This window comes from Bacillus sp. BACIII (genome assembly GCF_057836745.1).
The window spans coordinates 3,254,666-3,268,742 of record NZ_CM174437.1 but is presented as its reverse complement, the minus strand read 5'-3'; the positions used below and the strand labels follow the sequence as shown (position 1 = coordinate 3,268,742).

General features: G+C 41.7%; 15 protein-coding genes, 1 tRNA gene and 2 pseudogenes. 12 read left to right on the top strand and 6 right to left on the bottom strand.

What is annotated here, in order from left to right; genetic code table 11:
* Positions 1-270: 270 nt before the first annotated feature.
* The 4 genes from ACXN9U_RS16070 (at position 271) to ACXN9U_RS16055 (ending at position 4,378) form a co-directional block, all read left to right on the top strand.
* Positions 271-1,503, top strand: coding sequence for an MFS transporter (locus ACXN9U_RS16070; RefSeq protein ID WP_489201908.1), 1,233 nt, complete (start codon positions 271-273; stop codon positions 1,501-1,503).
* Between the two features lie 14 nt (positions 1,504-1,517).
* Positions 1,518-2,987, top strand: coding sequence for a glycoside hydrolase family 32 protein (locus ACXN9U_RS16065; RefSeq protein WP_060964198.1), 1,470 nt, complete (start codon positions 1,518-1,520; stop codon positions 2,985-2,987).
* A gap of 251 nt (positions 2,988-3,238) precedes the next feature.
* Positions 3,239-3,314 (top strand) — tRNA-Arg (locus ACXN9U_RS16060).
* A 464-nt stretch (positions 3,315-3,778) separates the two neighbouring features.
* Complete coding sequence (locus ACXN9U_RS16055; protein ID WP_223609738.1) at positions 3,779-4,378, top strand: hypothetical protein; 600 nt, start codon at positions 3,779-3,781, stop codon at positions 4,376-4,378.
* Between the two features lie 705 nt (positions 4,379-5,083).
* Here ACXN9U_RS16055 and ACXN9U_RS16050 read toward each other — a convergent pair.
* Together ACXN9U_RS16050 and ACXN9U_RS16045 are read right to left on the bottom strand one after the other, a co-directional pair.
* The gene (locus ACXN9U_RS16050; RefSeq protein WP_045925896.1) at positions 5,084-5,395 is read right to left on the bottom strand and encodes a hypothetical protein; all 312 of its coding nucleotides are present in this window, start codon (positions 5,393-5,395) and stop codon (positions 5,084-5,086) included.
* A gap of 16 nt (positions 5,396-5,411) precedes the next feature.
* The gene (locus ACXN9U_RS16045) at positions 5,412-6,830 is read right to left on the bottom strand and encodes a lipase (RefSeq protein ID WP_060964199.1); all 1,419 of its coding nucleotides are present in this window, start codon (positions 6,828-6,830) and stop codon (positions 5,412-5,414) included.
* 110 nt (positions 6,831-6,940) lie between these two features.
* Here ACXN9U_RS16045 and ACXN9U_RS16040 point away from each other — a divergent pair, with 110 nt between their 5' ends.
* Complete coding sequence (locus ACXN9U_RS16040) at positions 6,941-7,228, top strand: DUF1433 domain-containing protein (protein WP_029973541.1); 288 nt, start codon at positions 6,941-6,943, stop codon at positions 7,226-7,228.
* A gap of 271 nt (positions 7,229-7,499) precedes the next feature.
* On the opposite strand, the pseudogene ACXN9U_RS16035 reads toward ACXN9U_RS16040, so the two are convergent.
* A pseudogene (locus tag ACXN9U_RS16035) lies at positions 7,500-7,859 on the bottom strand (hypothetical protein); the annotation flags it as partial.
* Between the two features lie 21 nt (positions 7,860-7,880).
* Here ACXN9U_RS16035 and ACXN9U_RS16030 point away from each other — a divergent pair.
* From ACXN9U_RS16030 to padC, 5 genes and pseudogenes are all read left to right on the top strand, one after another.
* Positions 7,881-8,195 (top strand): DUF1433 domain-containing protein, encoded by a 315-nt coding sequence (locus ACXN9U_RS16030; RefSeq protein ID WP_167388664.1) that lies wholly within the window; start codon positions 7,881-7,883, stop codon positions 8,193-8,195.
* Between the two features lie 444 nt (positions 8,196-8,639).
* Positions 8,640-8,954: a DUF1433 domain-containing protein gene (locus ACXN9U_RS16025; RefSeq protein ID WP_060964203.1), complete on the top strand. Its 315-nt coding sequence runs from the start codon at positions 8,640-8,642 to the stop codon at positions 8,952-8,954.
* A 136-nt stretch (positions 8,955-9,090) separates the two neighbouring features.
* Entirely contained in the window at positions 9,091-9,375 is a 285-nt protein-coding gene (locus ACXN9U_RS16020) for a DUF1433 domain-containing protein (RefSeq protein WP_060965103.1), read from the top strand.
* Between the two features lie 260 nt (positions 9,376-9,635).
* Positions 9,636-9,785: pseudogene (locus ACXN9U_RS16015) on the top strand (DUF3237 family protein); the annotation flags it as partial.
* A gap of 21 nt (positions 9,786-9,806) precedes the next feature.
* Positions 9,807-10,295 (top strand): phenolic acid decarboxylase, encoded by a 489-nt coding sequence (padC, locus tag ACXN9U_RS16010; RefSeq protein WP_045925902.1) that lies wholly within the window; start codon positions 9,807-9,809, stop codon positions 10,293-10,295.
* Between the two features lie 62 nt (positions 10,296-10,357).
* Here padC and paiA read toward each other — a convergent pair whose 3' ends face one another.
* Positions 10,358-10,876 (bottom strand): spermidine/spermine N(1)-acetyltransferase, encoded by a 519-nt coding sequence (gene paiA, locus ACXN9U_RS16005; RefSeq protein ID WP_489201907.1) that lies wholly within the window; start codon positions 10,874-10,876, stop codon positions 10,358-10,360.
* 119 nt (positions 10,877-10,995) lie between these two features.
* Here paiA and ACXN9U_RS16000 point away from each other — a divergent pair, with 119 nt between their 5' ends.
* Both ACXN9U_RS16000 and ACXN9U_RS15995 read left to right on the top strand, forming a co-directional pair.
* Entirely contained in the window at positions 10,996-11,631 is a 636-nt protein-coding gene (locus ACXN9U_RS16000) for a YczE/YyaS/YitT family protein (RefSeq protein WP_489201906.1), read from the top strand.
* Positions 11,632-11,668: 37 nt separating this feature from the next.
* On the top strand, positions 11,669-12,199 hold the full coding sequence (locus ACXN9U_RS15995) for a dihydrofolate reductase family protein (protein ID WP_489201905.1): 531 nt from the start codon (positions 11,669-11,671) through the stop codon (positions 12,197-12,199).
* A gap of 29 nt (positions 12,200-12,228) precedes the next feature.
* On the opposite strand, the gene ACXN9U_RS15990 is transcribed toward ACXN9U_RS15995, so the two are convergent.
* Positions 12,229-12,429 (bottom strand): hypothetical protein, encoded by a 201-nt coding sequence (locus ACXN9U_RS15990; protein ID WP_049627452.1) that lies wholly within the window; start codon positions 12,427-12,429, stop codon positions 12,229-12,231.
* 156 nt (positions 12,430-12,585) lie between these two features.
* A complete protein-coding gene (locus tag ACXN9U_RS15985; RefSeq protein ID WP_489201904.1) occupies positions 12,586-14,049 on the bottom strand; it encodes a carboxylesterase/lipase family protein in 1,464 nt (487 codons plus the stop codon).
* Positions 14,050-14,077 lie beyond the last annotated feature (28 nt).

Genomic DNA, 14,077 nt, shown 5'->3' with positions numbered 1-14,077 from the left:
TTCTGCTAGGGGTGCGTTTTGTTTGATTTGAATAATCAGAAATTTTATGTCAACCGATTGACATATGAAACCGGTTGACATACAATTCTTTTTGAAAGCGCTTTACAAAGAGGGTGAAGGGAAGTGACGGCGGCTGTTCGCGTAATGCAGCTAAAGTGAATTACCGGACAGCGCTAAAAAAGAAAGCGCTTACTTTATAGCGAGAGGGAATGACGTGGCTCAGCGGTTCGGGAACGTGGATGAAAAGGTCCTATTAAAGGAGCGGTGAAAATGAAAAACGCAAAAAGTCTGTATTGGAAACTGAGTGCTTATTTTTTCTTTTTCTTTTTTACTTGGTCTTCCAGCTATTCTTTATTTGCGATTTGGCTGGGGCAGGAAATCAATTTAAACGGGTCAGCGACAGGCATTATTTTTTCTGTAAACGCCGTATTCGCCTTGTGCATGCAGCCTCTTTACGGTTTTATTTCTGACAGATTGGGGCTGAAGAAAAAGATCTTATTTATGATCAGCTTTCTTCTCTTATTTACAGGTCCGTTTTATATTTTCATCTATGGACCGCTTTTACAGTACAATGTCTTTCTTGGCGCCATTGTCGGAGGCCTGTATTTGGGAGCCGGCTTTTTGGCGGGGATAGGCGCGATTGAAACGTACATTGAAAAGGTCAGCCGAAAATATCATTTCGAATATGGAAAATCAAGAATGTGGGGCTCACTGGGCTGGGCGGCGGCTGCATTTTTTGCAGGACAGCTTTTCAATATCAACCCCAATATCAACTTCTGGATCGCGTCTGTTTCAGCCGTCATTTTAACGGTTATTATCATGTCTGTAAAAATCGAAATGACCGACCACGAGAAAAACAGAGCGGATTCGGTCCGGTTAAAAGATGTGGGGCGGCTCTTTTTATTAAAGGATTTTTGGTTTTTTATGATGTACATTATCGGCGTGACCTGCATTTACGGCGTATATGATCAGCAGTTCCCGATCTACTATGCGTCTTTGTTTCCTTCAGTGTCGATAGGCAACCAAGTATTCGGCTATCTTAATTCAGTCCAGGTATTTTTAGAGGCCGGCATGATGTTTCTTGCGCCTTTTATCGTCAATAAGTTCGGAGCGAAAAAGAGTTTGATTTTAGCGGGGTTTTTAATGGCTTTCCGCATCGTCGGGTCCGGAATTGCAGTTGAGCCTGTAGGAATTTCATCAATGAAACTCATCCACGCACTGGAACTGCCGATTATGCTGATCGCCGTTTTTAAATATTTGGCGGCCAATTTCGATACGCGTCTTTCGTCCGTCCTTTATCTCGTCGGTTTTCAATTTGCATCTCAGGCAGGCGCGTCGATTCTGTCGCCGCTGGCGGGAGGATTATATGACAGTGCGGGGTTCCGGCAAACCTATCTCATCATGGGAATGGTCGTCTTTGTTTTTACCGTCATCTCCATATTTACTTTATTGGGCCCGAAACAAAACAGCAGGCGTGTCCAGCATCTGCAAAAAATCGGATAGAGAGGATGTTACAAATGGATAGAATTCAGCAGGCGGAAGAAGCTTTGAAGGAAGCCGAGGGTAAAGTGAAACAAAGATATCGATTGGGGTACCATATTATGCCCCGGGCGAATTGGATCAATGATCCGAACGGGCTTATTCAGTTTAAAGGAGAATACCACGTCTTTTTTCAGCATCATCCGTATGATGAGCATTGGGGGCCGATGCATTGGGGACATGTAAAGAGTAAAGATCTCATTCATTGGGAGCACCTGCCGGTTGCCTTGGCTCCGGGTGATGCATTTGATCAAAGCGGCTGTTTTTCGGGAAGCGCGGCCGATGATAACGGACGCCTTACTTTAATCTATACAGGTCATAATATGATTGATCAAGAGAAAGACCTTTTCTATCAAACTCAAAATATTGCGGTCAGCCAAGATGGGGTTGTGTTTGAAAAGCTTCAGGAAAACCCGGTTATTGCGGCACCGCCGGAAGACAGCGCCCGTCATTTCCGCGATCCGAAAGTATGGAAGCATCGCGATGATTGGTATATGGTCATCGGCAACTCCACAAAAGAAAACGTCGGACGGGTCGTTTTATACCGTTCATCTGATTTGCGTGATTGGGAATACGCAGGTGTTCTCGCCCAAAGCGACGGTCATCTCGGCTATATGTGGGAATGTCCGGATTTCTTTGAATTAGGCGGCAAACATGTCCTGCTGATTTCGCCACAGGGTATTGAAGCGAACGGCGATTCATATAACAATTTACATCAAACCGGTTATTTAATCGGTGACTATAATGATGAAACAAATACATTTGCACATGGCGCTTTTACAGAGCTGGATTACGGCCATGACTTTTACGCCGTGCAAACATTACTGGATGATAAGGGACGCAGAATTGCTATCGGCTGGATGGATATGTGGGAATCCGAGATGCCGACAAAAGCGGACGGATGGTGCGGTGCATTGACGCTGCCGCGAGAACTGACATTGCGTGACGATCATAAACTTTTGATGAATCCCGCGGAAGAAACCAAACAGCTGCGAACAAAGGAATACCGGGAATGTGCCGGCCGGCAGGTATCAGGGAGTTACGTGGCAAAGACGTCCGAAGACCTGCTTGAAGCCCGAGTCGTGTTTGATATCAACGATTGTGATGCCGAAACGGCAGGTTTTAAGATTCGCGGCCTTGGTGAAGAAGAACTTGTACTTAAGTACAATCTAACGGATAAAAAATTGACACTTGATTGCACCAAAATGGGGAAAGTAAAAGACGGTGTGAGAAGAGTGCGGCTGGATGCAAGCGGCAAGCTGGCGCTGCGGATATTTATTGACAGATCTTCGATTGAAGTATTCGCCAATCATGGAGAAGCAACGATGACAAGCCGTATCTATCCGAAAGAGGGCAGATTGGGGCTTGAGCTATTTTCTGAGAAAGGCGCTGTAAAGGTTGAGGAATTCACCTATTGGACGTTAAAAGACATTTGGAAAAAAAGCTGAAACGTGCTTTTTCTGAAGTGACTGGAAAAGTACTGAGCAGCTGAAATGACTGATCGCATCAGGCGTGTGAACCTTTTGAAAACCAAGCCGTTATGCGGGGCGGGATTATGCTGCATGGGGACGCTGCATAATCCCGTTACTATACATACATCACTGCAGCATAAGCGCCGTAAAGTTTACTATTATTGAAAAAGTGTTGCTTTCTGCGCGTGTCTTTATTATAATATAAAGGTATCTGATTGAAAAAACGTGCGCTCGTAGCTCAGTTGGATAGAGCGGTGGTTTCCGGTACCACGTCTGTCGGGGGTTCGAATCCCTCCGAGCGCGTCATAAGCATGAGATAGCTTTAAATGAATAAAGCTTAAAGAAGTCGAAAACCCTTGCCGCGCAAGGGTTTTTCTTTGTTTCGATGGACTTATTGGGAACCCGAGAAAGCGTTAAAAAACGTTATTATTTCATTTCGTTTTACGCAATCTTTGCACATGGCTTTGAGTCGTATCAATACTAGCAAGTCCTAATCGTTTTGCTACATCATAAATGGATTTTATCTTGTTTGGTGAAAAACTAAAAATATCAATCCAACTATAAAGCCGATCGTTGAAAAGATTGTATGATAATGATTGTTACCAATGTCTTAAAATGAAAGCGTCGTTGATTAATAGAAAAAAGCTCCTTCTTATTTTAGAGAGGCTTAACTAATATATTAATAGAACTTTAAAATGTAAAACGGGGTTTCAATTTAATTGGTAAATATGATAACATTTAACATGTAATAAAATTGGTAGAAAGGAATGATTAAAGGAATGAGGAAGTTGAAGAGTAGTGCGATTATCATTTTGTCGTCGGTCGCTCTTTTGGTCACTGTCCTGTTAAGCACTCCTGCCAACACCGTAGAAGCAAAATCAATCATGAAGAATTTAACTTCGGAAGAGAAGATCAGCGAAGCATTAAAACAAGTTACTGAGGCTGATTACGAAAAAGCAGAGAAATTTGTTCAAAGTGCATTAAAACTCAACGATGATTTTACATACACCATAGATGTTGAAAAAGCTAAACAAATTGGCTATTCAAGCGAAGAATTATTTAATATGTCGATGTTTTATGAAAGTATTCCGAGCAAACAAGTAAAATGGTTAGAGGAAAACAAAGGTGAAAAAGTTGAAATCAACGGGGATGCCTCAGCGACATTTGTACCAGCTATCCCTTGGGTAGTTTATATTGCTTTGCAAGAGTTGCTTGCCCTTTTGACAGCAATCGGGCTTGCTGGATTAGCTCAACAGTTTTTGAAAGAAGTCTATAATGCTGGAATGAATAAAGCGTGCAGAAAATTTGCGAAGAAAAACAAATATATAAAGAGTTTCTGTAAGGCAAACGGTTATCCAACCAAATAAGAAAAAGCCTCCTGTAAGGGAGGCTTTTATATTACCTCAGCACAAGCCATAATGTCGTAACGACAGCAACCATAAAGTAATCTCCGTCAGTAAGCTTAGTACCATTTTTAATTAAGACATTCGCTACCCAATTGGCTTTTGTTCCTTCTGACGCATTGAGGGCTACCTTCTTACCAACATTATAATAAACCACTTTAAATAAATAATACACTAACGTACAGAACAAAAAGAGCAATATGAACTTTCCTATGAAGAATAACACTCTTCAATCACTCCTTCCTTACAATACCCATTATTTTACCAAATAAGGGTTTTGTTTAAAAGAGGATATAGCCTATCCGTAAAAAAACTACTCGTTTAGTTTCCCGATGGCTTTTCCTGCAGCGTGGCGGTCTATCCTTTTTTCCAAGCATGCCGTTTTTAGCAGCTTGAACATCGTCAAGAATACGCGCGATCTTATACAATAAACCCCTTGTTTTGTTAATGTTCATGATAAGCTTCTTTTATTCTCCCGCTCTCACTTCCCGCCGGATACTCATTCCGACTGATGGATCACATTTTAGATTCAACATGTTCTTTTGCAAAAGGATTATCAAAAAACCTTATATATCAACGTTCATAGAGGTATATGATACATTCTCCGAGCGTTTCAGTTAAGACGATAGGAAAAACCTCGCAAATAATAAATCTGCGAGGTTTTTTATTTTACCTTGTTTTGAAACTGTTAATGAATGTGTCCCTGTTATTTTCGGTGCCGGCAATCAGCCGCGCACTTTCACTGATCCGCTGTGCGAGAGCTTTTTGCGCCTTGCCTTCGAAGCTGTTCAATAAAGCTGAGTAAACTTCATATAATTCATCTTTCAATGTGTCCATTTCGAATGTCGGTTTCAGCGTTTGGCGCACTGTTTCCAGTTTTGTTCCCGCTGCCTGCGTCATGACGGTTTTCAGCATTTGCCGCTGCAGCCTTTTCTTCATCGGGTCGTCCTTGTGTTCTAAAAGTTCGTCTAATGTCGGCATTATGTATCCACCTCTATCATCTTAACCAGTTTGCGAGCATCTGGTCTTTTTCCTGAAATTTGTCCGCTATTTTATGTAAGAATCCGCCGATTTCTTCAAGGTCCGTGATCGCCGCCTGCAAGGAATCAATAAACGCCTGCTCAGCCTGAGTGTCGTAAAAAATCGGGCCTTTGTCGTAGGATTGCGCAATATCTTCAATTGTATTGGTCACGTCCTGTGCTTGAAGCTGATCAAACAAGCCGTGTCCGACTTGGCCGTAAAATTCTGTTTTCAGCTCGGCGATTTTTTCATCGTGCTCCTGATAGGCGTTCTGCGCTTCTTTTTTCATCGTCCGCAAATCCTCAGTCATGGCCTGCACCTTTTCAGCCAGCTTCTTTGCGTTTTTCGGCGTAACTTTTATCGCGTCTCCGCTTCCGATCGCACCGGCCGGCAGAAGAGCGCCGAGATTTTTATCGAAGACTAACTCATCTCCGTTCGGATTTGTGATGTTTCCGTTTCGGTCAAATATGAAATTCGCTTCGTTTAAGCCGTGTGTATCCGGATTTCTCAGAATGACGGTAGTAAAGAAATAAGCGAGATTCTTGCTGATCTGCTCGTTTAAGTTCCCATCAAGCCGCTGCTTTCGGCTGAACTGTGAGAGTGAGGGGTTTTTCGTATAAATCGTTGTCCCGTTATGGCGGTCATATTCGTTCCAATAACCCGCCCCGACCATGTCGTCCGGATTGATAATTGACCGGATGTAAGGATCGTATATGCCGCTGTTGATGTCTTTCTGTGTTTCTTCATCGTGCAGTTTCACGACGGAAGGACTGTTAAACGCAACGGCATAAATATCATTATTCACCGCGCTGTATTCGGCCTCAGCGCCGCCGAGTGAATGGCCGGTTGTTGAAATAATCGTTGACGTTCCGGCATACTTTTTCTTTACGCTGCGTACCAGCTGATCGGCTTGATCGATTTGTGATGTTTTCGTTATCAGCTTATACTTTCCGGTTGTGAGCATGGCGTCTTGAGAGGGCGTTCCATTGTATTTTCCGAGTGTTTTCGAGGTATCCTCCGCGTCTTTTTTTACAATATAATACACTTCTTTTTGCGGATCATTTCCGAAAACAATATTCCCGCCGTCCGCTTTTGCGCCGTCATTGATCGGGTCTTTTCCGATATCGGTTCCGGCAAAGGCGACGACCACGTTTTCTGGATTTTTTGATTTTACCCATTTTCCGTTTTTCTTTTCAGCTTGTGACAGAACAACCGCGTCAAGTCCGGTATCGTTGTCCGATTTTATTTGATCGACGTACCATCTGGTGGGAGATTTAAATTTTAATGGCTTTTGTGTTTCTAAGTGATTTTTAAGAGTTTCATAATCATAAGATATTTGGCTTATATAAAAGTATTCTTGGTCACTGATATTTGTTACATTGATGTTTTTAGACATGTACAACACCCCGGAGTTGATGTAAGATTAATCTAAGAAAGGATGAGTTTATGAAGAAATACATAATTATCCTAATCTTTGTAATAATTATAGCATTAGGAGGTATTTACATGAAGTACCAACATGATAAAAAAGAAGCAGAACAAGAACTTTTTATCCAAGCGAAAAATAAAATGGAAAGCTATATAAAAGCTAATTACAAAAATATAAAGCAAATTACATACATTAACGATTATAAAATAAATCCTATGGGTGGTATTTCCGTGAAGGGGTACTTGAATGGTAATAAGGAAAAAGAATTTTTTGGACTTTATGACAAAACGAATGATGAAATAGGAGTTTCGTCAGTCGATGCGGAAGAGAAACCCGAATGTCAGGAAAAAGAATGTGAATACTAAAAAAGACGCTGGATTTGAGAAGAATTCTTTATGATTATTTTATTGATCTTTAGCTGGCGAAAATACAGTTTAGTGATTTTTGAATAGTGTAATTCCAAACGAATTTGCCGGTTTATATGATCCTCCAGATGACAAAATAGGGAGCTCTTCTGTGGACACTGAGGAAAAATCTTAAGACGCCTAACTGGCGTCTTTATTTTTGTATTATTGGCTGGCCCAAAAACTCTAACGGATAAATCCCTTTCCTTAAAGAGTAGCCATTCTTCTCCTTGTAATACACTTCTTTTTGGGGATCATTTCCGAAAACAATATTCCCGCCGTCCGCTTTTACGCCGTCATTGATCGGGTCTTTTCCGATATCGGTTCCCGCAAAGGCGACGACCCCGTTTTCGTGATTTTTTGATTTCACCCATTTTCCGCTTTTTGTCTTGATGCCTTTTGAGAATATAAAGTCATCAAGATCCGTTATCAGAATCCTGCTTCACTTCCTCAACATACCAATATGAGGCTAACATTTTATAATTGTAAGATGCTGGGGACTCAAACGATAATATACTTTATCTGTGACATTAGAGACGGTTATTTCTTTTCCTTTTGTGAAATATACATCACGTTTCTTATATTGTAAAATAGTTCCGAAAGGATGATACGCATGAGAAAATACATTATTATCCTAATTGTTATAATTATAGCAGTGGGAGGTTTTTTCGTGAAGCATCAATATGATAAACATAAAAACGAAGAAAAACTTGTGATTGAGGCGCAAGAGCACATGAAGAATTACTTGAAAAAAGACTATAAAAATGTACAGGAAGTTCATTTTTCAAAAGACTACAATATCAATCCGACAGGCGGAGTTGAAGTTTCAGGCTACATAAATAATAATAAAGAAAAAGAATTTTCCGGTATATATGATCCAACGAACAAGGAGATAGGGATTTCAGTGGTCAATGCCGAAGAAAGGTAAAATACCCACCTCAGGATGAGTGGGTATTTATTTTGTTTAATTATCTTACAAAATTCGTGATATGTTTCTCATACGGTTCAAACCTATTCCTGAGATCAATCGACTCTACCGTCTCATTTGTCGATTAACGGTAACCGCGTACAAATATCATGACAACTCAACGATAGGAAAAACGTCAGATCAGCATTTTACTCGCTTTAAGTTCCAATCTTAACTTGTCAGCAACAATCGCGATGAATTCTGAATTTTTCCGAAAACAATATTCCAGCAGTCGTATGTACTCATTGTTCTCTAATTTCCTTTTAAGATAGTCATAATTATAAGCACGTTGACTCATCCTGTAATATGTTTCATTTGTCAGGCTTGAAGTCCTGATTTTCTTGCTCAAGATATATAGCACCTTTCTTGTCATGTAAAATAGGGTAGGGAAAGGGATGATTTTTTTTGAAAAAGAACCTTATTATTGTATTAATGTTAATTATAGCTGTTGGAGGATTGATTATGAAGCATCAATATGATGTGAAAAAGGAAGAAAAGGCTCTTTTTGAAAAAGCCCAAAGTAAAATGACCGAATACTTGCACCGCGAGTATAAGGGAATAGAGAAAATTTCTTATGATGATTATTTTATTGATCCAACTGGCGGAATCACAGTTGAGGGGTATCTAAACGGCGATAAAAGTAAAGAATTTGATGGCTTATATGATCCTGTAGGTGACAAAATAGGGAGCTCCTCTGTGGACACTGAAGAAAAATCTTAAGACGCCTAAATGCCCCGGATGTCACCGGCCATTTTTTCTAGTCCGAGAGCTCCATCATAACTCATGGGAGGATGATTCTGTGAAAACATACATGATTATCTTCATGGTTATCTTTATAGCAGCCGGAGGTTTTATAATGAAGAGTATGAATGATAAAAATGTTCAGGCTGAAGAGATAAAGATTGCTCAGAAACGAATGGAGAAATTTATCAAAGCGAATTATGAAGGAATACATAACGTTACATTTAAAGATAAATATGAAACAGATCCAATGGGCGGGATAGAGGTATTTGGCTATTACAACGATGATACATCAAATAAATTTGACGGTATTTATGATAAGGCAAATGACAAGATTATGGGACACACTATAGATGCTGTGAGAAAGAAAGAATGTAGAGATAAAGATTGCGATTATTAATAAAGACGCTCGTCTTGTATGAGCATACACTAAACGAAAAAGACAAGGGTTCGGCATGTGCCGCCCTTGTCTTTTTGTTGAACACCTCTTTTTTCGGGTAAACTTTATCAGAGGCAGCTCATTATTTGACAGTCCATTTTAACAGCGTTACAATTAAACGTGTAAATAGTTACATGTTTAAATAAACATAATATCTCGGGAGGTGATACGTTCTTGAACGAACCTTCTTTAAAAAAGTCATTTATGAGTCAGTGAACGGCATCATAGATCCCGAGCATGTTTATTTTCGCACTGTGCCTATGTTTGAAACAAGCAGTGAGGCATATCAGTTTCTGCAGGACCGGCTGTTTATCGGGGCTGCGGTCAGATTGCCGGATGACATTCGGTTGGATATTTATGAAGTTCAATAATGATATGGAGAGTGAGTCGACATGGAAAACTTTATCGGAAGCCATATGATTTACACGTATGAAAACGGCTGGGAGTATGAAATTTATATTAAAAATGATCATACGATCGACTATCGGATTCATAGCGGTATGGTAGGCGGACGCTGGGTGCGCGACCAAGAAGTGAATATCGTAAAGCTGACAGAAGGCGTATATAAAGTGTCATGGACTGAACCGACAGGCACAGACGTTTCATTAAACTTTATGCCGAATGAAAAACGGATGCACGGGATTATTTTCTTCCCGAAATGGGTGCATGAGCATCCGGAAATCACGGTATGCTATCAAAATGATTACATTGATGTGATGAAAGAGTCACGTGAGAAATATGAGACGTATCCTAAATATGTCGTTCCCGAGTTTGCGGATATTACGTATCTCAACAATGCGGGAATCAATAACGAATCATTGATTTCAGAAGCGCCGTACGAAGGAATGACAGATGATATTCGCGCAGGAAAATTAAAATAATAGAAAAAACCCGGCTCAGCTGCCGGGTTTTTTGTATATGAAATCAGGAAATCCTGCGGTTTTTACAACAGGGTCTTTGTCATAATAAAGTCGACTTGTTCGTCATCCCCCATATAAAAAGAGTGTTCTCCCGTTTGGATAAACCCCATTTTTTTATAAAAGGCGATTGCGTTTTCGTTTTTTTCCCATACGCCAAGCCAGATTTTCTTTTTGTTGTGTTCGGCAGCGATTTTCACAGCTTCATTCAGCAGATATTTGCCAAGCCCGTGTTTCTGGTGGTTTTTTCTTATATAAATTCTCTCAATTTCCAGAAAATCATCACCCATTTTTTCTGATTGAGCTTCATCCATGTTGATTTTTACATATCCCGCAAGATCATCATCATAATAGACAAAATAGAATTGTGAAGACCGATTGGCTAATTCCGTTTTCAGCTGTTCGGAGCGGAATGCATTTTCCAAATAAGCCTTCATATTTTCAAGTGAATTTTGATCTGTAAATGTATCATTGAATGTTTCAATGCTTATCTCACGGAGTGCTGTTATATCGTCGAGGCTGCATTTTTTTAATTTGATGCTCATGTTCATACAGCTCCTTTCTTATTTATGAAATATTGTAATTGCAATAAAAATACCGTATATTAAACATAACGTGATTTTATTGTATTTGCAACATAAAATATGAAAATGAGGCCGGTAAAATGAAATATGGTTTTTATGTTTTGGGAATCATTATATTGACTTTTGGTATTTCTGTCACGATTCAATCTGATCTTGGAACGTCGCCTTTCGATGCGCTAATCGTGGGGCTGTCTGTACATGCCGGGCTGACTGTGGGAAGCTGGGAAATCATCATAGCTTTCCTGTTAATATGCTGCAATTCAATGTTAAAAAGACAAAGACCGGAATTTTCAGGGATGATTACGGCGTTTATAACGGGAATCGGGATTGATATGTGGCTGTTTTTCCTGCATCGTTTCATAGTGCCTGAACCATGGTACGAAAAAGCGGGTTGTTTTGCCATCGGTTTGGTTGTGATCGGGATTGGAACCGCGGCTTATCTGCACACAAATTTCGCACCAATCCCGGTTGATCGGTTAACGTTGATTATCCGCGAATTAACAGGAAGAAGCATCTTTTTTTCAAGAACGGTCATTTACTTCGTGTTTTTCATATTGGCATTGATCTTAAAAGGTCCGGTCGGCATCGGGACGTTATTCACCGTTTGTTTAGGAGGGCTCATCCTTCATTTCTTTATGCCGATTACAGGAAGATGGATAGACGGTATCTTAACAGCATCTCAAAAGCAGAAAGATAAGAAAAAATGGTATAATTAGTTTGTATGAACTTGTAAAAAAGGGGGAGGGATTTTTCATGGGCGGTCAAAGAAAGCTCGTTTTTTACGGTGCTGTCAGCGCAGATGGCTATCTTGCGCGGGAAAATCATTCTTTGGATTGGTTAATCGGGACTGAAGGTGAAGAAGACACCGATTATGCATCTTTCTATGAATCTGTCGATACGATCATGATGGGTAGAAAAACATATGATGAAATTATGACGTTATTTCCCGAGGAGTTTCTGTATAAGGGAAAAGAGTGCTATGTGTTTTCGCGGACATTGACCGGGCGTACTGAAGATGTGCGGTTTATTCATGAAGAGCCTGCCGGTTTTATACAAGCGTTGAAACGCCAAGAAGGCAAGCGGATTTGGATTGTCGGCGGGAGTGATTTGTTGCACCCGGTTTTGGAGGAAAAACTTGTCGATGAGTTTATCATTCAGGTCGCCCCTGTTCTGCTCGGCCGGGGAATTCCGTTATTCAAACCCGGAGACCGGGAGACCGGGCTGAAGCTGACGGATGTCCGGCGCTATAAACAATTTGCGGAATTGCATTATGAAGTGAGATAAATGAAATAAAAGAAAGAAACCCAGTAAGGTTACCGGGTTTCTTTTTCATGTTTGTTTTTATGTTTTGAAATTGTGTGGGCCGGCCCGTATGAAAATCCTGCAGCCATGATGACAGCCCCTATCCATCTCACGGCATAGAAATCAGTGTCGCGCAGGAAGACAACTGAAACTAAGATCATCAGCGCCCCGATGATAACGGCAGCTGTGCCGATAATACTAGATTTCTCCATATAAAAACTCCTTTATGAATGGTGAGAAGATCAGTTATAAAGGAATATAACATATAAGGGTTAATATGGAAAATGGTATTCTGCGAAGTCGAATGACTGAGGTCTGAACTGGGATGAAAACGAAACCCCAAGGGAACCTGATCCCTTGGGGTTTTTTTATGCTTGAAACAGGATGCGGCGTTTGGCAGAATCGGGATCACTTTCCGTCGAGACGGCTGTGTTGAAAATGAGCGTCTCACGCGAGCCTGTTTCATACTGAGGCCACTGGAGCTGATCGGTGTCCGGGTTTCCTTTTTTTGCAAAGGCCAGCCATGCGGATTGCATCAGTCTGGAGAGCTCTTTTACATCTTCACCGGGCGGTTTCTGCAGCGTCTTTTTCAAAGAATCAAAGTTTCCGAACACAAACGGCAATTCCAGAGCGTGAACCGCTTTATGAAACGGCGATGTTTCGCCGTGCCAGTCAAAGCGGTACATCCAGACCGGTGCGAATCGCGACTGTCCTTGTGCGAAAGCGACAGCCGGCCGCCAGAATATCAGATCCGTCATCATATCAATTTGTCCCGTTAAGGAATGAGGATATAAGGATGCCGCTTGCAAATAGCCCTCTTCTCCAAGGTGATGGCGCAAATAATCGGCGTGCTCCCGCTCGGAATGAACAGGTGAATCAGGGGTGAAAAATAAATATCCTTCATCCCGATTGGTGCCGATAAGTATCGGTATGCCTTCTGCCGCACCGCCGTGAATCGCTTTTTCAGGTTCCTTCGGCAATGTGGCCGGATCTATGGCCGGCTGATAAAAAAGATGAAAAATATTCTGTCCCTTTATACTGTTCACTTTTCCGGCAGCTGTGAGAATGTCATCTGTCGGGAGGGTATGCAGTTTGCTCATGTCATCTGTCTGAATACCGGCCTCGCTGATAAAAGTCTCGGCAATGTCTTTTGCCATATCAGCAGTCATCGTCTGAGAGGCCCCGCTTTCTAAAATGGCTTTATGAAACAGGCCTTTTGCGCCAGGCATTGCCATAAGGGAGGCGATGCTCATGCCGCCTGCCGATTCACCAAATACCGTGACGTTATCAGGGTCCCCTCCAAAAGCGGAAATATTGTCCTTCACCCAGCGCAGCGCGGCGATCTGATCGAGCAGGCCGATATTGCCGGGATATGCGTCATGAATAGAAGACAAATGTAAAAAACCGAACGGCCCGAGCCTGTAATTAAGTGTCACCACAATGACATCTCCTTTAGCGGCAAGAGCAGACCCGTCGTAAATCGGTTCGCTTCCGGCGCCTAAAAAAAATGCGCCGCCGTGAATCCATACCATGACAGGCCGTTTCACACCCTCTGATTCTGGGGCGAACACATTCAGGTAAAGGCAATCTTCAGATTGAGGCGGAACATCTCCGGAAAACGACATGGACAGCAAATCAGCCGGCTGCGGACAAACCGGTCCGAACGCGTCGGCATGTTTTACGCCGTCCCAAGGTGCGGGCGGCTCCGGCGCTTTAAATCTCAGCTCTTCGACGGGCGGCTTGGCGTAAGGGATGCCCTTCCATGTGCGGACACCGCGGCCGGCAGTTCCTTTTAATGCGCCGCAGCGGGTTTGAACGGTAAGTACAGTCATGACTTCATCCCCTTTTTTCTTTTCATTA

Coding starts and splice junctions, on each gene's coding strand:
- padC (WP_045925902.1), top strand. CDS start 9,807: ATGGAAAACTTTATCGGAAGCCATATGATTTACACGTATGAAAACGGC.
- ACXN9U_RS16020 (WP_060965103.1), top strand. CDS start 9,091: ATGAAGAGTATGAATGATAAAAATGTTCAGGCTGAAGAGATAAAGATT.
- ACXN9U_RS16030 (WP_167388664.1), top strand. CDS start 7,881: ATGAGAAAATACATTATTATCCTAATTGTTATAATTATAGCAGTGGGA.
- paiA (WP_489201907.1), bottom strand. CDS start 10,876: ATGAGCATCAAATTAAAAAAATGCAGCCTCGACGATATAACAGCACTC.
- ACXN9U_RS16055 (WP_223609738.1), top strand. CDS start 3,779: ATGATTAAAGGAATGAGGAAGTTGAAGAGTAGTGCGATTATCATTTTG.
- ACXN9U_RS16070 (WP_489201908.1), top strand. CDS start 271: ATGAAAAACGCAAAAAGTCTGTATTGGAAACTGAGTGCTTATTTTTTC.
- ACXN9U_RS16050 (WP_045925896.1), bottom strand. CDS start 5,395: ATGCCGACATTAGACGAACTTTTAGAACACAAGGACGACCCGATGAAG.
- ACXN9U_RS15995 (WP_489201905.1), top strand. CDS start 11,669: ATGGGCGGTCAAAGAAAGCTCGTTTTTTACGGTGCTGTCAGCGCAGAT.
- ACXN9U_RS16040 (WP_029973541.1), top strand. CDS start 6,941: ATGAAGTACCAACATGATAAAAAAGAAGCAGAACAAGAACTTTTTATC.
- ACXN9U_RS16045 (WP_060964199.1), bottom strand. CDS start 6,830: ATGTCTAAAAACATCAATGTAACAAATATCAGTGACCAAGAATACTTT.
- ACXN9U_RS16000 (WP_489201906.1), top strand. CDS start 10,996: ATGAAATATGGTTTTTATGTTTTGGGAATCATTATATTGACTTTTGGT.
- ACXN9U_RS16065 (WP_060964198.1), top strand. CDS start 1,518: ATGGATAGAATTCAGCAGGCGGAAGAAGCTTTGAAGGAAGCCGAGGGT.
- ACXN9U_RS15990 (WP_049627452.1), bottom strand. CDS start 12,429: ATGGAGAAATCTAGTATTATCGGCACAGCTGCCGTTATCATCGGGGCG.
- ACXN9U_RS15985 (WP_489201904.1), bottom strand. CDS start 14,049: ATGACTGTACTTACCGTTCAAACCCGCTGCGGCGCATTAAAAGGAACT.